This is a genomic window from Coprococcus hominis (ex Arizal et al. 2022) (assembly GCF_040094675.1).
GTDB classification, from domain to species: Bacteria; Bacillota; Clostridia; order Lachnospirales; family Lachnospiraceae; genus Coprococcus_C; species Coprococcus_C hominis.
Genome location: NZ_JBBNHG010000038.1, coordinates 104,944 through 128,145, shown reverse-complemented (window position 1 = coordinate 128,145; position 23,202 = coordinate 104,944). Strand labels below are relative to the sequence as shown.

General features: G+C 43.3%; 24 protein-coding genes and 1 pseudogene. 23 read left to right on the top strand and 2 right to left on the bottom strand.

The genetic code is table 11. From position 1 onward, the window contains the following. Positions 1–2 precede the first annotated feature (2 nt). The 11 genes from AAAT93_RS11920 to AAAT93_RS11870 all read left to right on the top strand — a co-directional run bounded on the left by AAAT93_RS11920 (position 3) and on the right by AAAT93_RS11870 (position 9,419). Positions 3–290 carry a hypothetical protein gene (locus AAAT93_RS11920; protein WP_118671881.1) on the top strand — a complete coding sequence of 96 codons (288 nt, stop codon included), beginning with the start codon at positions 3–5 and terminating at the stop codon, positions 288–290. Next, on the top strand, positions 283–606 hold the full coding sequence (locus AAAT93_RS11915) for a phage head closure protein (protein ID WP_118671883.1): 324 nt from the start codon (positions 283–285) through the stop codon (positions 604–606). Before AAAT93_RS11920 ends, AAAT93_RS11915 begins: the two co-directional genes overlap by 8 nt. After that, positions 587–982, top strand: a complete 396-nt coding sequence (locus tag AAAT93_RS11910; RefSeq protein ID WP_227573456.1) for an HK97 gp10 family phage protein — start codon at positions 587–589, stop codon at positions 980–982. Before AAAT93_RS11915 ends, AAAT93_RS11910 begins: the two co-directional genes overlap by 20 nt. After that, the gene (locus tag AAAT93_RS11905; protein WP_227573455.1) at positions 979–1,293 is read left to right on the top strand and encodes a hypothetical protein; all 315 of its coding nucleotides are present in this window, start codon (positions 979–981) and stop codon (positions 1,291–1,293) included. Before AAAT93_RS11910 ends, AAAT93_RS11905 begins: the two co-directional genes overlap by 4 nt. Before the next feature lie 19 nt (positions 1,294–1,312). Further along, positions 1,313–1,939 carry a major tail protein gene (locus tag AAAT93_RS11900; RefSeq protein ID WP_227573454.1) on the top strand — a complete coding sequence of 209 codons (627 nt, stop codon included), beginning with the start codon at positions 1,313–1,315 and terminating at the stop codon, positions 1,937–1,939. 95 nt (positions 1,940–2,034) lie between these two features. Then, the gene (locus AAAT93_RS11895; RefSeq protein ID WP_227573453.1) at positions 2,035–2,394 is read left to right on the top strand and encodes a hypothetical protein; all 360 of its coding nucleotides are present in this window, start codon (positions 2,035–2,037) and stop codon (positions 2,392–2,394) included. Positions 2,395–2,447: 53 nt separating this feature from the next. Then, the gene (locus AAAT93_RS11890; protein ID WP_279325202.1) at positions 2,448–2,573 is read left to right on the top strand and encodes a hypothetical protein; all 126 of its coding nucleotides are present in this window, start codon (positions 2,448–2,450) and stop codon (positions 2,571–2,573) included. A 14-nt stretch (positions 2,574–2,587) separates the two neighbouring features. Continuing rightward, positions 2,588–5,098 carry a phage tail tape measure protein gene (locus tag AAAT93_RS11885; RefSeq protein WP_227573452.1) on the top strand — a complete coding sequence of 837 codons (2,511 nt, stop codon included), beginning with the start codon at positions 2,588–2,590 and terminating at the stop codon, positions 5,096–5,098. Next, positions 5,098–5,445 carry a hypothetical protein gene (locus AAAT93_RS11880; RefSeq protein WP_227573451.1) on the top strand — a complete coding sequence of 116 codons (348 nt, stop codon included), beginning with the start codon at positions 5,098–5,100 and terminating at the stop codon, positions 5,443–5,445. Before AAAT93_RS11885 ends, AAAT93_RS11880 begins: the two co-directional genes overlap by 1 nt. Positions 5,446–5,632: 187 nt before the next feature. Beyond that, on the top strand, positions 5,633–8,086 hold the full coding sequence (locus tag AAAT93_RS11875) for a hypothetical protein (RefSeq protein WP_227573450.1): 2,454 nt from the start codon (positions 5,633–5,635) through the stop codon (positions 8,084–8,086). A 1-nt stretch (position 8,087) separates the two neighbouring features. Then, on the top strand, positions 8,088–9,419 hold the full coding sequence (locus tag AAAT93_RS11870; protein WP_227573449.1) for a hypothetical protein: 1,332 nt from the start codon (positions 8,088–8,090) through the stop codon (positions 9,417–9,419). A gap of 251 nt (positions 9,420–9,670) precedes the next feature. Here AAAT93_RS11870 and AAAT93_RS11865 read toward each other — a convergent pair whose 3' ends face one another. Further along, complete coding sequence (locus AAAT93_RS11865) at positions 9,671–10,618, bottom strand: GTP-binding protein (protein ID WP_117780282.1); 948 nt, start codon at positions 10,616–10,618, stop codon at positions 9,671–9,673. 224 nt (positions 10,619–10,842) lie between these two features. Here AAAT93_RS11865 and AAAT93_RS11860 point away from each other — a divergent pair, with 224 nt between their 5' ends. The 12 genes and pseudogenes from AAAT93_RS11860 (at position 10,843) to AAAT93_RS11805 (ending at position 20,639) form a co-directional block, all read left to right on the top strand. Continuing rightward, a complete protein-coding gene (locus AAAT93_RS11860) occupies positions 10,843–11,112 on the top strand; it encodes a phage holin family protein (RefSeq protein WP_021984411.1) in 270 nt (89 codons plus the stop codon). A 158-nt stretch (positions 11,113–11,270) separates the two neighbouring features. Then, positions 11,271–11,615, top strand: a complete 345-nt coding sequence (locus AAAT93_RS11855; protein WP_117780283.1) for a LytR/AlgR family response regulator transcription factor — start codon at positions 11,271–11,273, stop codon at positions 11,613–11,615. Between the two features lie 132 nt (positions 11,616–11,747). Then, positions 11,748–12,047 carry a hypothetical protein gene (locus tag AAAT93_RS11850; RefSeq protein ID WP_117780284.1) on the top strand — a complete coding sequence of 100 codons (300 nt, stop codon included), beginning with the start codon at positions 11,748–11,750 and terminating at the stop codon, positions 12,045–12,047. Between the two features lie 180 nt (positions 12,048–12,227). Then, positions 12,228–12,338: pseudogene (locus tag AAAT93_RS11845) on the top strand (IS200/IS605 family transposase); the annotation flags it as partial. Between the two features lie 180 nt (positions 12,339–12,518). After that, positions 12,519–13,190, top strand: a complete 672-nt coding sequence (locus tag AAAT93_RS11840; protein WP_117780285.1) for a CinA family protein — start codon at positions 12,519–12,521, stop codon at positions 13,188–13,190. 172 nt (positions 13,191–13,362) lie between these two features. Beyond that, positions 13,363–14,448, top strand: coding sequence for an iron-containing alcohol dehydrogenase family protein (locus AAAT93_RS11835; RefSeq protein ID WP_021984408.1), 1,086 nt, complete (start codon positions 13,363–13,365; stop codon positions 14,446–14,448). 323 nt (positions 14,449–14,771) lie between these two features. Next, positions 14,772–15,473: an ABC transporter ATP-binding protein gene (locus tag AAAT93_RS11830; protein WP_021984407.1), complete on the top strand. Its 702-nt coding sequence runs from the start codon at positions 14,772–14,774 to the stop codon at positions 15,471–15,473. Positions 15,474–15,524: 51 nt separating this feature from the next. Further along, entirely contained in the window at positions 15,525–18,104 is a 2,580-nt protein-coding gene (locus tag AAAT93_RS11825; RefSeq protein ID WP_227573447.1) for an FtsX-like permease family protein, read from the top strand. Positions 18,105–18,226: 122 nt separating this feature from the next. Next, entirely contained in the window at positions 18,227–19,255 is a 1,029-nt protein-coding gene (locus AAAT93_RS11820) for a 3-deoxy-7-phosphoheptulonate synthase (RefSeq protein ID WP_021984405.1), read from the top strand. A gap of 72 nt (positions 19,256–19,327) precedes the next feature. Next, a complete protein-coding gene (locus tag AAAT93_RS11815; protein ID WP_117780288.1) occupies positions 19,328–19,711 on the top strand; it encodes a CBS domain-containing protein in 384 nt (127 codons plus the stop codon). A 1-nt stretch (position 19,712) separates the two neighbouring features. Further along, a complete protein-coding gene (locus tag AAAT93_RS11810) occupies positions 19,713–20,372 on the top strand; it encodes an HAD hydrolase-like protein (RefSeq protein ID WP_021984403.1) in 660 nt (219 codons plus the stop codon). Positions 20,373–20,459: 87 nt separating this feature from the next. After that, positions 20,460–20,639, top strand: coding sequence for a DUF951 domain-containing protein (locus AAAT93_RS11805; protein ID WP_117780289.1), 180 nt, complete (start codon positions 20,460–20,462; stop codon positions 20,637–20,639). A 22-nt stretch (positions 20,640–20,661) separates the two neighbouring features. On the opposite strand, the gene AAAT93_RS11800 is transcribed toward AAAT93_RS11805, so the two are convergent. Next, a complete protein-coding gene (locus AAAT93_RS11800; RefSeq protein WP_227573446.1) occupies positions 20,662–22,968 on the bottom strand; it encodes a GGDEF domain-containing protein in 2,307 nt (768 codons plus the stop codon). Between the last annotated feature and the right edge of the window lie 234 nt (positions 22,969–23,202).

Here is a 23,202-nt window from a genome sequence, read left to right as displayed (position 1 = left end):
CTATGACAGATGCAGATAAGTTGACAATGTTAAAGATCGACCTTGGAATTTCTGCCACGGTGTATGATAAGCGGTTGAGTCAGTATCTGCAGACTGCAAAGAAACGGATCGAACGGGAGGGTATCACCTTCCCGGAGGATCCACCTGTGGATGATGAGGAGCTTATCATAAGCTATGCGGCGTGGATGTGGCGCAAAAGAGCAACCGGAGAGGAGATGCCGCGCATGTTACGGTATGAACTCAACAATCGCCTGTTTGCGCAGAAAGCGAAGGTGGAAGAGGATGGATGACGAAATCATATTGATCGCGGTTAAGACTGGGACAGATGATATCGGCAATCCGGTTGTCGTTGAGAAGACCGAGCGTGCAGTAATATGCAAAGTACAGTCTGTTGATCGTCAGGAATTCTTCAAAGCCGGGCAGGTCGGTATGAATCCGAAGTATCGCTTTGACACAGATAAGGTAAATTACAACGGCGAAGAGCTTGTGAAGTACAAAGACAAGGTATATGGGATCTATCGCACCTATGAGCGTACAGATTCCGATACGATCGAGCTTTATGCTGAAGAGAAAGCAGGGGTGACGTATGTCGAACAAGACGATTAAAATTGGACAGCTTGATATGGAATTACAATCGATTTTTTCGGCGTTTGAGCATCATGTGCACACTGCGGTTGATACGGCAGCGGAGAAAACAGCCGAGGAAGCTGTAAAGAAGCTGAAAAAGACCTCACCCAAAAACAAGCGTGCAAAAAGAGGAAAAAAGTACAAAAATGGATGGAAATACAAGAAAACATCAGAAGGAATGACTGTGTATAACGAGCAGTACCAGTTGACACATCTTCTTGAGAACGGACATGACATCATCATCAATGGAGAGGTGCGAGGACACGCCGCTGCACACGAACATATTGCTCCAGTAGAAGCATGGGCACAGGATGAGTTTCCGGAAGAATTCAAAAGGCAGGTGGGAAAAGGATGACGATTGCAGATGTAAAGAAAGTCTTGTCGGTACCGGGTGTGACTGTACACTATGACCATGCACCTGTAGGCACCAAAGTACCATACGTCACATACACATGCCATGCGGATAGTAATTTCTTCGCAGATGACAAGGTGTATCAGAAGATTAGTTCCATGCGTGCGGTGCTGTACAGTACGAAGAAGAATGAGAAGCTGGAAGCGATGATCGAAGATGCTTTGAATGAAGCAGAAATTCCGTGGAGCATGACAGACGAGTTCGAGAACGAGCAGAAAGTATTTATGACCATATACGAAGCTAAGACCATATAGGAAGCGAGGTAATATAAAGATGGGTAAAGAAAAAAATAAGATTAAGTTTGGATTGAAAAATACACATTATGCGATTATCACAGAGACGGAGCAGGAGGATGGAACGATCAAGAGTACATACAGTACGCCAAAGAAATGGCCGGGAGCAGTAAGTTTGTCGCTTGATCCGTCCGGAGAATCCAACACGTTTTATGCGGATGATACCGCGTATGCCGTATTGTCAAGCAATTCCGGTTATGAGGGAGATTTTGAATCTGCGCTTGTGCCGGAGGAAGTAGAAACTGAAGTAATGGGACAGGAAGAGGTCGATGGTGTGCTCGTTGAATCCTCGACGGACGAACAGAAGTATATTGCGCTTTTGTTTGAGTTTTCAGGAGATAAAAAGGCACGCAGACATGTATTATATCGTTGCTCACTGACACGACACTCTGTTGCGTCTCAGACCAAAGAAGACAGTACCGAGCCTGTGACAGAATCTGTAACAATTACGGCTGCACCACGTCCGGATGTCAACGTGATCAATGGCAAGGAAAAAAATCTGGTTAAGGCAACAACCGGATCAAATACAACAGATGACGTGTATAAGAAATGGTACACAAAAGTCTGGGAGCCAACATCGGCAGAACAAACAGAGGCAGCAGGTTAATATCAATCATTATGAAATGGGATGGTAGAAGATACCGTCCCATTTTTCTTGCAAATATATAAAGTTGCACCGGTGCAACAGAAACGGAGGATACTATGAGATCAGTGATCAGAATTGGACAGAGAGAAGTAGCAGTTGAGAGCAACGCAGCGACTGCGATTCGATACAAGCAGATCTTTAAGCGCGAGCTGTTAAAGGATCTTGCGAAGCTGGAAAACGTAGAAGACGTAGACAAGCTTGATGCTATTGAATATACATCGAAGCTTGCGTATGTGATGAACATGCAAAACCGAAAGGAGATTAAGGAAGCTTCAGAAGAAGGGTACATTGCATGGATGGAAGAATTTGAAGAAGCAGACTTCCAAAATCCCGCGGCAATTACATCCATCTTGAATGTATGGAATCGCAATATTACGACCACAAGTGAACTAAAAAAAGACCAAAGCCCACAGTAAGGGAGATGAATACAAACATCTTCATGCTGCGGGCTTTTTCACTACATATATCGATGCAGGACCTTGAGGAGTTAACACATGGAGATGTGCTCGACATGATGATTGAGAGCAGCAACGACACGTATAACTACCCACTCAAGGCGACACAGGATGACTTTGACAAATTTGCAGCTATGTAAAAGGGGGTGGCTACGTGGGACAAATCAAGGGAATTACAATTGAAATCGATGGAAAAACAACAGGGCTTACTAAAGCGCTGAAAGCTGCCAATTCAGAGATCAAAACAACGAAAAGTCAATTGAATTCGGTGGAGAAAGCACTCAAGCTTGATCCGAAAAATGTGGATCTTCTCAAAGCAAAACAGAATGCTTTGAATGAAGTAATCAAAGAAACAAAAGAAAAACTTGATATGGAGAAGCAGGCTGCCGAATCCGCAAAAAAAGAACTTGAACTTGGAAACATCACACAGGGTGAATACGATGCGTTGCAGGCAGAAATTGTTACAACGACGAATGAGCTGTCGAATCTGGAAAAGCAGGCAAGACAGGCATCGTCTGTGCTGGGAAGTCAGATGCAGGCAGCAGGCGCGCATATCAAGGAAGTTGGCAACAACATATCCGGGCTTGGAGAAAAGGTTACAGGTGTAGGAGATAAGGTATCGGCACTTGGCGGAAAGATGACAGCAACAATTACGATGCCGGTTGTGGCAGGAGGTACCGCGGCGGTCAAAGAAGCGACGGACTACTCTTCCGCATTGGCGAAGCTGTCCACAATCGCAGATACAACACAGACACCGTTAGATGATCTCGACTCTTCGATTATGGCGTTGTCTGACAGTACAGGTATGGGTGCTGCGGAGATTGCGGAAGCATCGTATCAGGCAATCTCCGCAGGTCAGTCGACCAAGGATGCTGTTGGATTTGTAGAACAGGCAAACGTACTTGCAAGAGCTGGATTTACAAGCATGACAACGGCGACGGATACGCTTACAACAGCCTTAAATGCATATGGGTTATCTGCAGATCAGGTATCATCCGTATCGGATAAGCTGATCACAACGCAGAATCTTGGTAAAACGACTGTAGATGAACTGGGTGCGTCCATGGGTAAAGTTATTCCAACAGCGGCGATGTATGGTGTCAATTTGGACCAGTTAAGTGCGGCATATGTTACAACTACGAAAAATGGTATAGGTACAGCGGAAGCTACAACTTACATCAATGGTATGCTGAATGAACTTGGGAAATCCGGAAGCACGACATCAAACATCTTGAAAGAAAAGACGGGCAAGTCGTTTAGTGAGCTGATGAATGAGGGATATAATCTGTCAGATGTGTTACAGATTATACAGAATGAAGCGGACAGTAGCGGAATGAGTCTTGCAGATATGTTTGGTTCACAGGAAGCCGCGAAGGCAGCGGCAACAATAACCCAGCATACAACAGATTTTACAAGTGCAGTTAAAGAACTTGGAAATTCCGCAGGTACAGCGCAACAAGCATTTGATACGCTGGAAGCTTCGGATCCGTCCATCCAGTTTGAAAAGACAAAGACAGCGATCCAAAACTGCGCAATATCAATCGGTCAGATCTTGATGCCAATCGTTCAGCAGATAGCCGGGAAAATACAGGAGCTTGTACAAAAGTTCCGTGACTTAGATCCGGAGACACAACAGCAGATCGTAAAGATTGCTGCAATAGCGGCGGCGATAGGACCGCTACTTGTGGTGATAGGAACACTCATATCATCGGTGGGACATATCATTACATTTAGCGGTCAGATAGTGTCTTTAGTCGGTTCTATCACAACATGGATGGGTACCGCATCTACGTTTATTACAGGAACCATGATTCCGGCCATCACCGGAGTTGTCACTGCAATTGGTCCGTTTCTTCTGATTGCCGCTGCGGTAATTGCTGTGATCACTGCAATTATCGTAGTAATTAAAAACTGGGATGCAATCGTTGAGGTGGCACAGTTTGTATGGGAATCTTTCTGTGAGAAGGTGTCACAGCTTGTCACGGCGTTTAAGGAGTTCTTCACATCTGCTTTTCAGGCGATTGGAAGCTTCTTTACAGGCATATGGAATGGAATCGTGTCCGTTGCGACAAACGCATGGTCAAGCATAAGGAATGTATTCAGCACGGTTGGAAGTTTCTTCACAGGCATATTCCAACAGGCGTGGAATGGCATAACAAGTATCTTCAATCGATTAGGCGGTTTCTTTTCAGGCGTATGGAACTCTGTAACAGGCATCTTCAAAAGTGCAGGTATGGCAATCGGCAATGCGATTTCCGGAGCAGTAAAAACAGCCGTTAATTTTGTCTTATCCAAGGCAATCGGAATCATAAACGGCTTCATCGGTGCAATCAATGCCGTAATCGGTGTGATCAACAAAATACCGGGTGTCAGCCTGTCAAAGATCAGTAAGCTTGGAGTACCGCAATTGGAACGAGGCGGTGTGCTTGCAAAGGGACAGGTCGGCTTGCTCGAAGGTAATGGCGCCGAGGCGGTTGTACCGCTTGATCAAAACGAGAAATGGATTGCGGCCGTGGCACGTGAGATGAAAGCCGCACTTGCAGGTAATCAGACAGCAATGGCAGCAGGCGATATTGTAATCCCGGTATATATCGGACAGTCAAAATTAAATGACATCATTGTACGTGCGAACCAGATCACTAATTACAGAAGCGGAGGAAGATAATGCTGAACAAATATGTAAAAATCAATGGCGAACGTGTACCAAATCCAATCGATTATTCAGAAAGCTTCAGCAAGGTATCAAATACATTTCAGTCAGAAGCAGGAGACGATCTTGCAATTGACGTGCGAGCCGGGAAGTATTCCGGCTCGTTGAAATTCCAGGTATCTTCGAGATGGAAGAACAAGCTGCTTGGATATGCGAATATGCAGTCGGTAAAACTGCAGATTGATGAAGCGGAGTATACGGTGAGGATTGAGAGTATTGATTGCGATCTGGAGAAGAATTCGGAATATAGCCAGAACACACAAGGGTATTGGACGGTATCTTTCAGTGCGGAAGAGCTATAAGAGGAGGAAGCATCATGAACGAAGTGAATGATTTAGGATGCTTCTGACGACTTGCCGCCGAACGAGGAGGACACATATGTGCAAAGCACATATTTAGGATGTGTCCGATGATATACCACAGAGCGAAAGCGATGTGGTGTTACCAGAATGTGAGGGGGCGATACATATTATATGAGGAGGCGGTAGCATGTATCAGGTATCAGAAGAATATCTGAAACAAACAAAAAGAAAAGTACAGACGTTCCGCCTGACCGGAACAGTAAATAAGATTGCATTTACCAATCATGACATATTAAGCGGTTCTTTCACGATAACGAATCAGTGCAGCGAGCAGAACGATGTCAAGATCGGCTCTGTGTATATTGGAGAATTAAAATGCACATTCAAGCCGGATCTGCAGGTGCCGGACTGGACGAATGCACAGATTATAGTCTCAGAAGGACTCTTGATTGACGGTACTGCATGGGAAGATGTACCGCTTGGCGTCTATACAGTATCAGAAGCAAATGACACAGAGTATGGCGTTGATATCACAGCATACGACAACATGGCTCGCTTCAATCGGTCTTGTAGCGTTGATATCACGATTGGAACACCATATGAGCTGCTTACGTTAGCATGTACAACCTGCGAGGCGGAGCTTGGCATGACGCAGGCGGAGGTAGATGCACTTCCGAACGGTACAGAGAGCCTTTCACTGTATACAGAGAATGATATCGAGACATGGCAGGATTTTGTGTTTTGGGTGGCACAGGCAACAGGTACAATTGCGACGATGGACCGTGAAGGAAAGCTTGTACTCCGAAGCTACACACAGAATGTAGTCGATACACTTACGAACCATAACCGGTTTACTGGATCGAAATTCAGCAAGTTTGAGACGCGTTATTCCGGTCTGTCGTGCGTGAATATGGCAGACGATACTACAAGCTATTACGGTTCGGATCCGGACAATTATCTGACATACAATCTTGGCTCCAATCCATTCCTGCAATATGGTGTTGACAGCTATAAGGAACAGATACGGCGTGCGGTGTTGACAGCACTTTTGCAGATTGACTATGTGCCGTTTGAGACAAGCTGTCTTTGTGGTGCCATGTATGACCTTGGCGATATCATCCGGTGCACGGATGGTATTGCTCCGGGAAAGCTTGGATGTGTGATGATGTATGATTATACATTCAACGGAGGATATAAGATCACCGGCTTTGGATCGGATCCGGCGCTTGCGACAGCGAAGAGCAAGACGGATAAGAATCTGGAAGGGCTGCGGAATAACGTATCAACAAATGAGATATTATTTTTTAATTATGAGAATGCGAGTGCAATCCAGATCGGTGATGGTGAATCTAAAGCAATTATCGATATCCGCTTTACATCGTCCGTATCGATTGGAGTGCTTTTTCAGGCGGAAATCCTGCTTGAAGCAACAGCGACGGAAGCGGATGTGATCGGAACTATTGAATACACGCTGAATGAAGTAACAATCATAGGATATAATCCGACAGAGACATGGAAAAACGGAAAGCATATACTGAGTTTGATGTATATGCTTATGATTGAAGAAAACTCTATCAATCGATGGCTGGTGAAGCTGAATATCACTGGTGGAAGCATTGCGATAGCCCAAGGAGCGGTACGTGCGGTTATCTATGGTCAAGGATTGGTTGGTACAGTCGAATGGGATGGATTTATCACACTGGAAGAGAAGCTTACGCAGATTGCCTTGAAGGATGCAATAGAAGTATCAAAGGCTCTGACATGTACAGTTATTGCAGGACTGATTGATGTGGAACGGAATGTGGTGGAGGAACAGCTTCAGACAATTCAGGTGCTGAATCAGATATCGGTTGGAAACTTGCTGGAAAAGACAGAAATCCGATGGGGCATTGCAAGCTGGACGTTCACGACCGAAAGCGAATGCACATACTCTTCCAGATATGTGACGATTGATGAAAACATGTTCAAGCTTGCGAGCACATTTGTCAACAAATCGACGAACGAAAGCATAGACCGTGGCATGATGAATGTCGTCAAATTAGATTCGACAGAATTTGAATCAATCCAGAGTGCCATTGTTAGTGATGTGCTCAATTCCGTGAGTGAGAATGGAGATACAGAACAGGTTGTGAAGTATCTGCTCTGGTCGGAAGACAAATATTATACGATTCAGGATAATGTAGTAAGCGAAATAATTCTTTCGGGTGATACCTTGCGGGCAGCAGATTTCGAGACACATGGGTTAGATACAGCACCAGCATCGGACTATATCTTGCAATTAGAATCACCGAAGATATACAAATGGACGACTGCAACTGACACGATCCAAGATACAATGATTACGATCAAAGCGGTACCGCATCCACAGATCATACAGGCAACTTGTGATATGTCGGATGTAAGTATCTATGGAATTACCGGAGCAACAGCAATCCATGAAGGTATAAATGTTAAGCTATCCTATGATGCAGGTATGACATGGACAGAAGAAGAAATATTGACGGATGCATTAGAAGGAAGTATGTTACAGGCATATGAGAGTGTAGGACAATCAAAGATACTTACAATTGCATTCATAGTATCGACAGTAACAGATAGTTTGACAGAGTTTCAGTATCAATTTAAAAATGAGGAGGAATAAGATGGAATCAGCACTTAAAAATATTTACATCAACAAAATTCAGGTACCGAAGTTTCACGGACATGTACGCCTGGAACTTCGGGGATGCAGAGAGACCGAAGTGATTGAGCATGACAATCATATGACAGCTGCATTAGAGAAAATGTTCAGCAATAATGGATATTATCTAAACATTGGAAAAGTAATGGACGAATTATGTCCAACAACAGAGGTTGCGTTCGGAGGTATAGTCTTGACAGACAAAGAAATACCTGATGATGCAACAACATTGCCGGGCGGAATAGAGGCTACGGCTTGTGGTGCATTTAATGTAGCAAATGCTGATGAGGCGTTGACGCAGGGGAGCTATAATCAGGAAGAAAGTGTAGCTGACTGGCCAAGCAAAAAAATGACATATGTATACGACTGGACAACCAACCAGGCGAATGGTGTGATTGCGGCTGCAGCATTAACACATAGAGACATGGGACTATGTGGGTTTGGAGATGCTGGTATAAGTGAGCCTACAAATGTTAACAAATATATAGATGGAAGTTACAATCTGTGCAATGCAAGAGAACCGATAGATGGAATAACCACTTTCTATATAGACTCTCAGTATATCTATGGTGGAAGTTTAAGTGCTAACAAGTTTAAGGTATATAAATATGCATCAGAGATATCAACATTTAGTCCGTTTAATATAGAAAGAAATAAAACGCAAGACATAAATAAAATCAGCTATGAACAAATCGATCTGGAGATTGACGGATTGTCAACTTTGAGTCGCACATGTAACGATGGGAGATATATTTATTTCATAAACAAAGGTATAACGTATAAGAATAAAACATTACAAGTCTTCAAACTAGATATAACGAACATGACAATGCAACGGATTGATATAACTAATAACACACAGACAAATTGGTATAATGATGGTGGAATAGATGCATATAATGAATATATATACATAAGTGACGGTAACAAAAAACTGTACGAGATCAATACCAAAAATCCGACAGATGTGCATGAATATGAAACACAAATGGATTATATATATCTGAACAAAATAGCAAATAGCAACGGAAAAATCTATGTGACGAATAATAATCGTATTGCTATATTTGATTGTATAACAAAAAGCATGAAATTGTCAAAGTTAAAGCAATATGATAGTTCCCGTCCGTATATAATAAATAATGGAATAAATAAAATGACTGTAAATGACTCCGGAAGAATATATACCACTTATCTGAAAAACTATTTGGCAACAATCAGCAACCTGGACAAGCCAGTTACAAAGACGGCAGATAAGACTATGAAAGTGACATATACGATTCAACAAGAGTGAGTTGGTGTGCAGCAGGTGTGCAAAAAAAGTGCGCATATATGCATAGATCGTGTATTGAGAATTGTTAAAAAACGGCTTATTTTCGTACATTTGCATATATGTGCATTATAATAGGAAGAAAGGGAAACGCTGGCTCTGGGCATCTTTTTTATTTGGCGGAAACCACGTAGAATCAAGGGGTTTCCGCCGTTTTTTAATGGTTGAAAATCACTTAGGTGTGCAAAAGGTGTGCAGAAATTATGAAAACAGAATTAAATATTTGACTTTCCCCAATACCCTTCAATGGATGCCTGGTTCAGTCCTTCTCCAATGACGATTAAGATTGCCTGACCATTTGGAATTGGCTGAATTTCTGTTTTTTGATGCGTAACGTTGAGGGAAATCCACGATCCATCAGAGAGTTTCTGAAATCCCTTGATTCGAAATACTTTTCCACATGCAGGATCATTTAAGATTTTTTCGCAGGACTCTTTCAGAAATTCTTCTGTGAAATCCATATTCATAAAATATAAGCTGTCGTATGTTTTCTTATCATCAAACCATAATTTGGCGTAATCTGCGGAATGATAGCCAGAGGAAAGGATGGCTTTGAAATCTGCATCGGTTAAATCATCCCAGTTTTTTTCTATTGTAATAGAAGGAGTTGGTTTCTTTTCAGTATGGAGAATCTCAAAGGATTGGTCTACATAGTTTTTGGTAGAGATAAGTTTCTCCGGGCTTACTTCCTGAACATGACTGTATAAAAGGGCACCAGCCTGTGCTACCTGTGACGCGAGAAGATAACGGGAAGATTGGGATAATGTCTGTTCCAGATCGGCATCTACGATGGTAATTACATTTCCGATTTCATACCAGCGGTCGAGGGGGGATTCGTGTAATGCATCGAAAAATTCGTCCATATCGAAGATACCGGATGGCTCTACAAGGACACGATCGTAGCCGCACATGCCCATAGCGATCAGCTTCGTCTTGAACCGGCGGCGGTGGCAGTCGGCATCACAGCCACCTGCAACCATTTCCAATGTACAGTGATCACCTAAGATATCCTGCAACAGCATGGCATCAACATTCACGGCTCCAAAATCATTTTCGAGGATGCCGATGTTCATTCCCTGTTGCAGCAAGTAGGTGGCGTATTTTTTTATAAAAGTTGTTTTGCCGGAACCTAAGAATCCGGTAATTAAATCTATTTTTATCATTTTTATAATCTCCTTTTCAAGAAATGTGTAATTTGCAGATTTATATTTTTATGCTGTTGTTCATGGTGTTTCTAAAATCAAGTTCATTATATAGTTGTCCGAAATGAGCGTCAAATATATTTTCTACGGTTACATAAGAAAATATCTCAATAGCAGATTGTTTTGTTGTCAATCTGAACGGACGTGACATAGAAATAGTATAAGAGAATGTTTGCGGAGAAAAGATGGATATTTCAAGTTATGTAACGGTGCTGCCGATTGTGATCATTTGTTATCTGGTTGGAATCGGGTGTAAGGCGAGCAAGAAGATCAGCGATAAGACGATTCCGGTGATTGTTGGCATCGTGGGAGGAATCGTTGCGGTGCCTGCTATGTATGTAATGAAGAGCTTCCCGGCAGAGGATATTATTACGGCAATCTCAGTTGGAATTATGTCTGGATTTGCGTCTACGGGGATCAATCAGGTGTATAAACAGAGCAAAAAAGAGGAGTAAAAACAGGCAAAAAAACCAATTTTGACGGAATACGCACCAATTATGCATGAACGCGAAAAAACAAAAATTTATGTGCTATTATGTAAAAAATGACAGATTATTTATGTAAAAATAAATAGATTTGCGAAGGATAAAACATTTAGGAGAGAGTGTGTAATATGGTTGAAAATAATGTGGAGTCAGTAAGGGAAAAAGGCCGTTATTTGGAGACAATTATCAATCGGAAAAAGAGGACAATCCCGATTGCATCTATAGAATATGTAGAGAGCAGAGGACGGAAAATCGTCTTGCATCTGGGGTGTGGAGAGATGACATTTTATTCGAAGATTTCCGATATTGAGGAGAAACTGGTCAATAATGGATTTGTCCGTGTGCATCAGAGCTTTATGGTTCGCATGGCAGATATATCGAAAATAAGCCGTACATCTATAAAGTGTGGGAAGATAGAGGTTCCAGTGAGCCGGAGGTATTATGGGGAGTTGAGGAAGATGGTTATGGAATAAATATAGCTACACTCAGTGATATGGATGAGTTTGTTCAGAAATCGGGACAGGTGTTGAAGAGGCAAAGGCAGGATTTAAAGTTGCAGTAGAAGGACTGAAGGCAGCTGCCGCTGTTGCTGAGTTTGTAAAATAATGGCAAAGAAAGTTTTTTTTAATGTGTGTGAGTTACAGGAGATTAGTTATGAATTTAAAAATAAACTGCGACTTATGGACACTTTGAATGAGAAACTAAAAAGAGCAAAAAAAATTGCACCGCCAGATAAACAGAGTTTGTATAGCAAATTAATTCAGAATTGTGAAAAATTGACAGAATTTTATCTAAAAATGCAGGAGACATCAGAAAACTTGTCTTTGGATAGTGAAATGATAATTCGGTCTTTTCAGAATCAATTAGAGGATACTCTGGAAGAAAATAAAAAACATTTTGGGTAACAAAAATAAGGAAACTCCCCATTTGACGTAATGGGGAGTTTTTGGTTGTATAGACAGAAAAATAAACCACCTGCTATGCAGGTGGTTCCCAGTGAGCTTTAGCTTCAAGTAAAGAAACCTCCATGATAATATAAAGTGTAGGTTCACCAACCGCACTAAAAATATCAAGGAGATATCCAAATGGACAAAAACAGTTTAGCACATACCACGTGGGAATGTAAGTATCATATTGTATTTGCACCGAGAAGAAAAATTATATATCGGCAAATACGAGCGGATATAGGAAGAATATATACGAAATCAATTACAGACAGCAAGGTAAATAAATAGAGGCTCTTTAAAGGAAAGTTGGTAGTTATGATTATGTAATATTTTATAGTATTATAAATTCATATCCATCTGGTTATTTTACTGCACTTACGTTATAATAAAGATAATTTTCAAATGAATAACATAATCGAGGTTAAAATTATGAATATCAGAAAATGTGAAAATGATCATTTTTATAACGGAGACAGATACAAAGTTTGCCCATACTGTGAGGAAGCAAAACTCTTGCAGAATCCAGACACAGAGAAGCAGGAGAATGCAAAAAAGGAAAAAACAGACAAGAAGAAAGAACCGAAGGTTCGTCCAGTCAAGAAAAAATATGTGGAAAAAGATATCCGCCAAGACTATCGTAAATTGACAGAACTTCTGATCGAATGGAACATGTCGATCACGACGATGGAGAGTGCGACTGCCGGACAGATTGCGTCTCTGATTACGGATACAGAAGGGGCATCTGCCATCTTCAAAGGTGCGAGCATTACATATAGCAATGAGACGAAGATCATGCAGGGTGTGTCCGCTGAGGTGATTCATAAGTATACGGTGTATTCGAAGGAGACAGCGGAAGCCATGGCGACCGCCTGCGCGAATATGTATGGTGCGGACATCGGAATCGGTGTCACCGGAACGATGGGAAATACGGATCCGGACAATGCGGATGCATCGGTTCCCGGACAGGTTTATTTTGCGATAAGCCTGAAAGGTACTGTTAGGTCCTATGTTGTCGAGATTCCACAGCAACCAAGCAGGTTAATGTACAAACTGGCGGTGGCGAAGGAAGTCTATGATGTATTGATGAGATTGTTTGAGTAAAAAGAAAGACATGATATACACATCAAAATGTATGTCATGTCTTTTTGGTTGCGCAAAACACAAACAATTCACAAAACAACGCTTGAAAAATATGGATATCCATTATAACATATTATTAGAAGTCTGTACCGCGGGGAAACTTCGGAATCAGGCAGATGATTGGAGACAGAATATGAAATATTACATACCAACAAAAGTATACCAGGAGATAGATGCAGTAAAGGTACATGCAGAGGAATTGGCAGGCTATGGAAGCTACGCACTGATTGTGACAGGAAAATATTCCGCACGCGCGAATGGAGCGCTTGCAGATGTGGAGGCAGCACTTGATGCATATGGAAAGAAACATGTGCAGTATGATGGGATCGAAGAAAATCCCTCTGTGGAAACGGTTATGAAAGCGACCGAGTTTGGAAAAAGAAATGGCGTGGATTTCGTAATTGCGATTGGCGGTGGTTCGCCAATGGATGCGGCAAAGGCGATTGCGATTATGCTTGCCAACCCGGAGAAGGATGCGGATTATCTGTATGAGAATGTCGCGCATACAAAGGCGCTCCCAGTTGTAACGATTCCGACGACCTGTGGAACCGGCTCAGAGGTGACTGGTGTCGCAGTGCTTACCGTCCATGCGAAGCGGACAAAGGCATCGCTGCCACACCGTGTATTTCCGGTGCTTGCATTGGCAGATCCGAAATATCTGAAGACCGCATCGAAGAAAGTCATTGGACAGACCGCGATTGATGCGCTTGGACATATGATTGAGAGTTATCTGAATACGACCGCGACGGATTACAGCCGGATGTTCGTTGATCAGGGCCTAAAGGTATGGGCGAGAAGCAAGGATGCCCTGCTTGGTATGAGGGAGATGACAGACGAGGATTACAGCAATTTCCTGTTGGCATCGACACTCGCAGGTATGGCGATTGCACAGACAGGAACGACGATTCCGCATAGCTTAAGCTATGCGATCACGTATGAACTTGGCGTGCCGCATGGCATTGCAATCGGATATTTCCTGCCGGGATATATCCGTGAAGCAGATGTGGCAGATCAGGAATATCTGTTGTCGACAATTGGATTTTCTTCTGTGGACGAGTTTGCAGATTTCTTTCAGGTGGTGAGCGACTGCGGCATCCTGCCGGAAGAAAACATCCGTCAGGTCGTTGATATTGTAGTAGAAAATAAAGCGAAGCTTGCGCTTTGTCCATATCCACTTGACAAGGAAGTATTGTTAAGAATCGCGAGCTGGAGGAAGTAATATTAGTTATAGATAATTGCAAAATATAATTGGATATGCCTGAGATATAACATGATTGTTCACCTTCAATATATCATTTCATGAAGCATATGATATGTTTGCAACTTAGAAATACTTGATGTTCCATAAATAGAGCCAAGGATGGCGAATTGGCAGCGGCTGCGGAAGCATGAGAGATTGTAGATTGGAACATTTAGTATTTCTTGGTTGCAATACATTATATGCTTCGTGAAATTGATATATCGCAGGGAAACAGTATGTTATACTCGGGTATATCGAATTATTTTGCAATTATCACAGATAAATTAGAAAGGAACACGCAAATGAGTTATGTAGAGTTTAAGAACGTAAGCAAAACCTATAAGACCGGTGATGTCAGTGTTGAAGCCTTAAAGGATGCATCCTTTGAGATCGGGAAAGGCGAGATCTGTGTCATCGTGGGACAGTCCGGTGCAGGTAAGACCACCCTGCTCAATATCCTTGGCGGTATGGATCGCCTGACTGAAGGAGAGGTGTATCTGGATGGCACAGCGGTTTCGGATTACAACAAGAAACAGCTCGCGACGTACAGACGGCGGGATATCGGATTCGTATTTCAGTTTTATAATCTGATCCCGAACCTGACTGCACTGGAGAATGTCGAGATCGCGTCTCAGTTGTCCAAGGATCCGATGAATCCATCGGAGGTGCTTGCCCATGTCGGATTGGAAGAACGTATGAATAACTTCCCGGCACAGCTATCCGGTGGAGAACAGCAGCGTGTGGCAATCGCACGCGCACTCGCAAAGAATCCGAAGCTTCTGCTCTGTGATGAACCGACCGGTGCTCTCGATTATGAGACGGGAAAGGCAATTTTAAAGCTGCTGCAGGATTGCAGCCGGAAGCGTGGCATGACCGTTGTGATCATCACCCACAATCAGGCACTTACGGCTATGGCAGACCGGATCATTAAAGTAAAGAGTGGTAAGATTGCTTCGGTGAAGATGAATGAACAGATTGTACCGGTAGAAGAAATTGAGTGGTGATAGAAGATGCGGGCATATAGAAAAAATATACGTAGAACAATTGGACAGAGTATGGGACGGTACCTGGCAATTCTTGCAATCATTGCGCTGGGCGTTGGATTTTTCTCCGGACTGAAGGTGACAAAGCCGGGCATGGTGGAAACCGGAAATAAGTATTTGCGAGAGCATAACTTCTATGATTTCCGGCTGCTTTCTTCGATTGGATTTGATGCAGATGCGGTAGAGGAAATGCGGAAGCAGGAGCATGTGCTGGCGGCAGATGGCTCTTACTACGAGGATATGATCTATGAAGATGCGGATGGTAAGGAGAAGGTGTTGCGCGCACAGTCCATTACGGAGCATGTGAATACACTGGAACTGCGGGATGGTCGTATGCCGGAAGCAGACGATGAATGTGTGGTGGATGCATATCAGTTCAAGGGACAGGATATCATCGGACAGGAAATTGAGATTGCGGACAGCAACACGCAGGATACAAAAGATGCATTTGCACACAAGAAATACAAAGTTGTCGGTACGGTGAATTCGCCAATCTATATCAATATCGAACGTGGAACGACGGATCTTGGAAATGGACGGATCAGTGCATTTATCTTTATTCCAGAAGGCGGATTTTCCTTTGATGCATATAAGGAAATCTATGTACAAAGTCAGGATTCCTATGATATCTATACGGATGCGTATGATGATTTTATCGATGATGTCACACCGGATATGGAGACTGCATTGAAGGCGGTTACCGATGATCGGTATGACCGGCTTGTGACAGATCTGGGCAGGACACTTGTGGAGGACGCGGTTGAAAAGCAACAGCAAGAATTACAGGCGATGATGCAGGATGCGCAGAGCGGAACGCTCACACAGGAGCAGATAGCCCAGATGGAACAGTTACAGCCTCTTACGCAGGAACAACAGGATGCACTCGTACAGGAATATGGAGAACAGGCGGCGAAGAAAGCATTTGGAGATGTAAAGACGTATGTGCTGGATCGTTCGACGAATGTCGGTTATATGTGCTATGACAATGATACGAACATCGTCGATGGCGTAGCAAAGGTATTCCCGATTTTCTTCTTCCTGATTGCGGCACTTGTCTGTTCGACGACGATGACACGTATGGTGGATGATGAGCGTGGACAGATCGGAACATACCGGGCACTTGGTTATACGAATGGACGCATTATGGCGAAGTATCTGATTTATTCCGGAAGCTCGGCGTTCCTTGGCTGCGTGATCGGATTTTTCGGAGGAAGCTATCTGTTCCCATATGTAATATCTGAGGCGTATAAGATGTTGTATGACTTCGGAACAGGCATTGACTTTTATTTTTCACCAGGACTTCTGGTAATCTGCCTGATCGTGTCGCTGCTTTGCTCAATGGGAACGGCATTCCTTGCCTGCATCAATGAACTTCGGTGTATGCCGGCAGAGCTGATCCGGCCGAAGGCTCCGGCAGCAGGAAAACGTATCTTACTGGAGCGGATTCCATTTATCTGGAAGCCGATGAAGTTCTTACATAAGGTAACCGCACGAAATGTATTCCGATTCAAGAAGCGTATGTTCATGATGCTGCTTGGTATCGCCGGATGCACGGCGCTTGTCCTGACGGGGCTTGGAGTGAAGGATTCAGTATCAAATCTGGCCGAGTTTCAGTATGGTGATATCGATACTTACGATATGGAAGTAACCTTGAATGGCACATATAACGAGGATATACAGCAGGAGGTGGAGGATGCTGTCGGTGATGGCTTTGAGGATTCCACAGCAATCCTCAAAAGCACGGTAGAATATCATGCAGCTTCTGCAATTAAAACAGTGTATCTGATTGCTGCAGAGCCGGAAGATTTAGAAAGCTTTGTGAAGTTTGACATGACAACCAGCAATGGCACTTATCCGGGAAACGGTGAGGTGATGTTGTCAAAGAAGATTGCGGAGATTGCGGATGTGACGGTTGGCGATCCGATTACCTTGCATGATACGGATGCGGGAGATGTGACGCTGACCGTATCGGGAATCTTCGAAAACTATGTATGGCACTACGCATATATCACACCGGAATGCTATGAGCAGTATTTTGACAAAGCATGCGAGGCAAATACAATGTATTTGCATGTCGATACAGACAGTACCGCTTATGAGGCAGGCGGGAAATTATCTGCACTCTCCAATGTGATGAGCGTCTCAGTTGTTGCAGACATCAAAGACCGTGTGGAGAATATGATGAAGATGATGGATGCGGTTGTCGGACTTGTAATTGGCAGTGCGGGTGCGCTTGCATTTATCGTGTTATTCAACTTAAGCAATATCAATATTACGGAGCGTGTGCGGGAGATTGCAACAATCAAGGTACTTGGTTTTTATCCGCGAGAGACAGGATCGTATGTTTTTCGGGAGAATTTCATACTGACGCTGATGGGAATCGTTGTCGGACTTCCACTTGGCTGTTTGCTGCATCGGTTTGTTATGTCCCAGATTCAGGTCGATATGGTGGCATTTGCAACGAGAATCATGAATATCAGTTATCTGTATAGCGTTCTGATTGTACTGGCATTCCTGATTATTGTGGATCTGGTGATGCGCCGGAAAATTGATAAAATAGATATGGCGGAATCATTGAAGTCTATTGAGTAAGTATGTTATAATATAAATTGTGTCTGTGTGTGCAAGTCAGGCTGTGTATGCAATAAAGCAGCTCAGATATGTATTTACGAATATTGACAAAGACGCATAAGTAATATTTGGAGGAAAAAGAAATGGGTTTACATATGGTAAAGGCGGTTCCAACGCCGGAAGAGATTCGCGCAGCGCATCCGATGGACAAAGAGTTACAGGAGATCAAAGCAAAAAGAGATGCTGAGATCAAGAAGATATTTACCGGTGAGTCTGATAAGTTTATTGCGATCATCGGTCCTTGCTCCGCAGATTATGAGAATTCCGTACTTGATTATCTCTGCAGACTGGCAGCTGTTGCAGAGAAGATCAAGGATAAGGTTTTTGTAATTCCTAGAATCTACACTAACAAACCACGTACAAATGGTTCCGGATATAAGGGCATGCTGCATCAGCCGAATCCGGAGGATAAGCCGGATTTCATCGAGGGTGTGAAGGCAATCCGAAAGATGCACATCAAAGCAATCCGTGAGACAGGACTGACTGCAGCCGATGAGATGCTGTATACGGATAACTGGCCATATCTCGAGGATATTTTATCTTATGTGGCAATCGGTGCAAGAAGTGTGGAGAATCAGGCACATCGTCTGACATCGAGCGGTATTGACGTTCCGGTTGGAATGAAGAATCCGACAAGCGGTGATTTCGCTGTCATGCTCAATTCCTGTGTGGCGGCACAGGCAAAACATACATTCCTGTTCTCCGGTTATGAGGCAAAGACCGATGGAAATCCATTGGCACATTGTATCCTACGTGGATCTTTGAGCAAGAGCGGACGTTCCATTCCAAATTATCATTATGAGGATCTGAAGTACCTTGCTGAGGCGTATGGCAAGTATAAGCTTGTGAATCCTGCATGTATTGTGGATGCAAATCACAACAACTCTGGTAAGAAGTGGGATGAGCAGCCTCGTATCGTAAATGAGATTCTGCACAGCAGAAGACACAGTGATGAGGTAAAGCATCTGGTCAAGGGTGTTATGGTAGAGAGCTACATCGAGGATGGAAATCAGCCAATCGGTGGTGGATGCTATGGCAAGTCAATCACAGATCCCTGCCTTGGATGGAAGAAGACAGAGAGACTGCTTCTGGAGATGGCAGAGCAGCTGTAAGCAAAATGAGACTTATGGATAAGCTGCTGGTTCGAATCAATCAGCAGCTTATTTTGAGCCAGGAGGTTACATATGAATATATTTAGTATTTTGATTCCGAAGCACACATTGACGTACTTAAATGCAAATGATCCTCTGGATCAGGCAGTTGCATTTCTGCTTGGTGCCACATATACGGCAATCCCTGTGGTGGATGACCAGGGACGGTATGTCGGGATCGCCAGTGAGGGTGATTTCCTGCGTGCGGTCATGGAACACGGACGTGAGAACCTCGCAAAGTATAAGGTAGCAGATATCGTCAACAAAGACGAAGGCGCGAAAGTATTAAATACTGTAGAAAAAGATGAGATTATGGAAAGGATTCTGGATCGGAATTTCCTCTGCGTGGTAGATGACCGGGATTGCTTTATCGGCATTATCACACGAAAGAGTATCATTCTGTACCTGAAGAACTGATATGTATAAGTATGTATTTTTGGATCTTGATGGGACGATTACGGAACCGGAAGAGGGCATCATCAATGGTGTGTTGTATGCGCTTTCGAAGTTTGGAATTACAGTAGAAGATCGGACGACGTTGTATCCTTACATTGGACCCCCACTTCGGGATTCGTTCCGGGAATTTCATGGACTCTCGGAAGAAGAGGCAGAACAGGCGGTGTTGTATTACCGGGAATATTACAGCACGAAGGGTATCTACCAAAATGGTATTATGCCGGGGATGGAAGCTGCATTTCAGACGCTTCAGGAGCGTGGTTGTCATCTGTATGTGGCAACGTCGAAGCCGGAGCTTTATGCAAAACAGATTCTGGAACATCTGAAGTTGGATGGATATTTTGATATCATTGCAGGCAGTACCTTTGACAAATCAAGAGATACAAAGGCAGCGGTGATTGAGTATCTGCTTGCCGGGATTGCGGCAGATCAGGGAAAACCTTCGATGGACGATATCATTATGGTTGGTGACCGGGAGTTCGATGTAATCGGTGCCAGAGCATTTGGAATCGAGACGATCGGTGTACTGTTTGGATATGGCAGTAAAGAAGAGTTTGAAGCCTGTGATTGCAGATATCTTGCAGAGAATGCGGAAGAGATGGTGCAGATCATCCTGCGATAATACATGAGAATACGGGCGGTTATGTTTCTGTATAGTGTTAATACTGTTGGGGATGATCGATGTAACATAGGAAAGAGGTTATAATAAATGGATTTTCAGATTGGACAGATCATTCGAATGAAGAAGCCGCATCCGTGTGGTGGAAATACATGGGAGATCCAGCGTGTTGGCATGGATTTCCGGTTGAAGTGCCAGACTTGTGGACATATGGTGATGATTCCAAGACGTGTTGTGGAAAAAGGCTTCCGTGGATTTGTAGAGGAATAAAGAAAAAGTAGAGCGGTTGGCTCTACTTTTTTTGCTTTTCTTTCTTCGCTTTCTTTTCGATGTACAGTTTTTTATCTGCCTGTTCCAACACCTCTTCGATATCCAGATCTTTTGTACAGGCAACTTCACAGATACCGATACTCATCTCAATCCGGTATGGCTTTTGAACCATCTGATTATGGCGTTCTGTGATTTCTGCGATACGATGCTTCATGATCTTTTCGTAGTTTGGAATACCAAGCAGTGCGAAAGCTACAAACTCGTCTCCGCCGAAGCGGGAGATAACATCGGTATTTCGGAATGCTTCTTTTAAAATCATACCGATTTCCCGGAGGGCAAAATCACCTTCGTCGTGCCCGTATTTATCGTTGATCATCTTCAGGTTGTCCATGTCTGCATAGAGAACAAGTACCTCTCGGTTCTGGTTCATCGGATTCTCAATGATCGTCTTGACGTAGTCTAAGAATCCCCAGCGGTTGTATAAGCCGGTCAGCTGATCGGTCTTGGAGATCTCCTTTAAGATCAGATTATGCTTGGACATCTGCTCTAAGTTTTGTTGCAGATGTTCACTGATTTCTTTCTGCTGTTCTAACAAAAGCATCGTCTTTAACGCGGCAGAAATATGGATGCCAAGGGATGGAACCATATTGAAATAATCAAGCTCCGTATCACAGACAATCAGACCAAGCAACTGTTCCTGTGAGAACAGCGGTGCAAGGATGTAAGTTCTCCGTTTATCCTGCTGCATCTTTGTGTTGTTGAAAATGCTGTTAATTGTTACAAGCTGTTCGTTCTTCGGTACACCGAAGGACTGGTTTTCAATCGTATAGGCACGTAACAACAGCGAATCCGGTTTGCGGAATACTGTGTCGTGTGGATGATTGATCGGCTGTTTGAACGTATATAAGAACGAAGAGTGGATACCAATCGCACTCATATTTTTCAGGATGGATTCAAATGGAAGATCCATCAGTCTGGATTGTGACAGGTTTGCGCTGATTTCGTCCACCAGATGTGTGATCTGTGCCATACTGCCGTACTGCTTCTGGTAGGTACGGAAGTTGGAGATGGAAAGCTGCTGATACATCGATGAAAAGACATCGACGAACGTAATCCGCTTCTCTGGATCTTCAATCTGACGCTCCAATACAAATTGTAAGGAGAACAGCAGATTCACAAAAAGCTCTACCGAAGTATAGGAGAAAATCGGCTGTTCGATAATCTGTGTGAACAATGTCTGGACATCCATTCGATCTGATGCAATATCGTTTGATGTTGTCAGATCGCAGATCAGACGGAAAAATACGGACAGGTCATCCTTTAACTGGAGGATGATGTTTGTGTCAGCGTAAGTGCTGAACAGATAGTTCATAATATGTTTCAGAATCTCTGGACGTTTCTTCTCGTCGAGAAGTCCAACCAATTGCAGTTTTGCTGCCAGAGAATCATAATCGTAGTTCGCACAGCCACAGGAGCAGCGGTGAATATAATGGGTTGCAACACGCTGTGCGACAGGTGCTGTATTCTCATCTAAGAAATCCGCCATATGGAGGATTGCCTTGTATGCAAGCTCAGCTGCGTTTGCCTCGACGGTTGTGAGAGGTGGATTTAATGTGGACGCGTAAGGCGCATTATCAAAGCCGATTGCTAAGATGTCCTTGCCGACCTTCAGTCCAAGCTTGGCAAATACACGATATCCGCCTTTTGCCATTTCATCATTTGCAAATACGACGGCATCTAATTCCGGATGGGTTGAGACGAAAGCTCCGATCAGCTTTTCACTACTATCCTCGAAATTGCCATAGACAACATAGTTTTCGTTATATGGAATATTCTGTTCTTCCAGAACCTTGCGATAGGCATTCAGACGTTCCATCGCGTCAATATTGGTCTTTGGACCGCTGACGTAACCGATGTTCTTCGCACCGTGATCGACGATCAGATGCCGGATGCCCTGCATGAAGGCGCCCTGATTATCAAAAATCATAGATGGATACCCTGGCATATCGGTGTAGAGGATGACAACCGGAATTCCAAGAAATTGTGCAAGGAATCTGCGGCGGGCGTCAAGATCAATACGACAACCGATCAGTCCCATCATAATATATAAAATATCCAGGTGATTATCATTTGCAAACTGGAACAGGGTATTATACTGATATTCGTACTGTAAATGGTCATCAGAAATAAGGGTATTATCAAGATACATACCCGGAAAGATATACATATTTGCATCGATGGCACGTGCGCCAAGCTCGGCACCTTTGACTGCCTCCGATGTAAATGGAGTATTCAAATCATTGATTAGCAATCCTATATTTTTTCGCAAAGAAAATTCCCCCTTGTTCCATAAAACAAACCACGACCCTTATAATTTCATTATCGACATTTTAACCGAAAATTCAACATAATTTTCAAAAATTGTAAAATTTGTAGCATACTATTGTGAAAAAACACAAAAAAATAGGAAACTATCTTTGCAAAAGTGCTGAAAATCTGGAGATTCAGAAAAACCGACTTACGATTTGCCTGAAAAAGTGATATTATAAATAGGTAGAATATA

Excerpts from the sequence above, each read along its gene's own strand:
- AAAT93_RS11840 (WP_117780285.1), top strand. The coding sequence starts at position 12,519 with ATGAATATCAGAAAATGTGAAAATGATCATTTTTATAACGGAGACAGA.
- AAAT93_RS11835 (WP_021984408.1), top strand. The coding sequence starts at position 13,363 with ATGAAATATTACATACCAACAAAAGTATACCAGGAGATAGATGCAGTA.
- AAAT93_RS11915 (WP_118671883.1), top strand. The coding sequence starts at position 283 with ATGGATGACGAAATCATATTGATCGCGGTTAAGACTGGGACAGATGAT.
- AAAT93_RS11910 (WP_227573456.1), top strand. The coding sequence starts at position 587 with ATGTCGAACAAGACGATTAAAATTGGACAGCTTGATATGGAATTACAA.
- AAAT93_RS11905 (WP_227573455.1), top strand. The coding sequence starts at position 979 with ATGACGATTGCAGATGTAAAGAAAGTCTTGTCGGTACCGGGTGTGACT.
- AAAT93_RS11850 (WP_117780284.1), top strand. The coding sequence starts at position 11,748 with ATGGCAAAGAAAGTTTTTTTTAATGTGTGTGAGTTACAGGAGATTAGT.
- AAAT93_RS11875 (WP_227573450.1), top strand. The coding sequence starts at position 5,633 with ATGTATCAGGTATCAGAAGAATATCTGAAACAAACAAAAAGAAAAGTA.
- AAAT93_RS11820 (WP_021984405.1), top strand. The coding sequence starts at position 18,227 with ATGGGTTTACATATGGTAAAGGCGGTTCCAACGCCGGAAGAGATTCGC.
- AAAT93_RS11865 (WP_117780282.1), bottom strand. The coding sequence starts at position 10,618 with ATGATAAAAATAGATTTAATTACCGGATTCTTAGGTTCCGGCAAAACA.
- AAAT93_RS11900 (WP_227573454.1), top strand. The coding sequence starts at position 1,313 with ATGGGTAAAGAAAAAAATAAGATTAAGTTTGGATTGAAAAATACACAT.
- AAAT93_RS11815 (WP_117780288.1), top strand. The coding sequence starts at position 19,328 with ATGAATATATTTAGTATTTTGATTCCGAAGCACACATTGACGTACTTA.
- AAAT93_RS11805 (WP_117780289.1), top strand. The coding sequence starts at position 20,460 with ATGGATTTTCAGATTGGACAGATCATTCGAATGAAGAAGCCGCATCCG.
- AAAT93_RS11810 (WP_021984403.1), top strand. The coding sequence starts at position 19,713 with ATGTATAAGTATGTATTTTTGGATCTTGATGGGACGATTACGGAACCG.
- AAAT93_RS11870 (WP_227573449.1), top strand. The coding sequence starts at position 8,088 with ATGGAATCAGCACTTAAAAATATTTACATCAACAAAATTCAGGTACCG.
- AAAT93_RS11890 (WP_279325202.1), top strand. The coding sequence starts at position 2,448 with ATGCAGGACCTTGAGGAGTTAACACATGGAGATGTGCTCGACATGATG.
- AAAT93_RS11880 (WP_227573451.1), top strand. The coding sequence starts at position 5,098 with ATGCTGAACAAATATGTAAAAATCAATGGCGAACGTGTACCAAATCCA.
- AAAT93_RS11895 (WP_227573453.1), top strand. The coding sequence starts at position 2,035 with ATGAGATCAGTGATCAGAATTGGACAGAGAGAAGTAGCAGTTGAGAGC.
- AAAT93_RS11855 (WP_117780283.1), top strand. The coding sequence starts at position 11,271 with ATGGTTGAAAATAATGTGGAGTCAGTAAGGGAAAAAGGCCGTTATTTG.
- AAAT93_RS11825 (WP_227573447.1), top strand. The coding sequence starts at position 15,525 with ATGGGACGGTACCTGGCAATTCTTGCAATCATTGCGCTGGGCGTTGGA.
- AAAT93_RS11920 (WP_118671881.1), top strand. The coding sequence starts at position 3 with ATGACAGATGCAGATAAGTTGACAATGTTAAAGATCGACCTTGGAATT.
- AAAT93_RS11830 (WP_021984407.1), top strand. The coding sequence starts at position 14,772 with ATGAGTTATGTAGAGTTTAAGAACGTAAGCAAAACCTATAAGACCGGT.
- AAAT93_RS11860 (WP_021984411.1), top strand. The coding sequence starts at position 10,843 with ATGGATATTTCAAGTTATGTAACGGTGCTGCCGATTGTGATCATTTGT.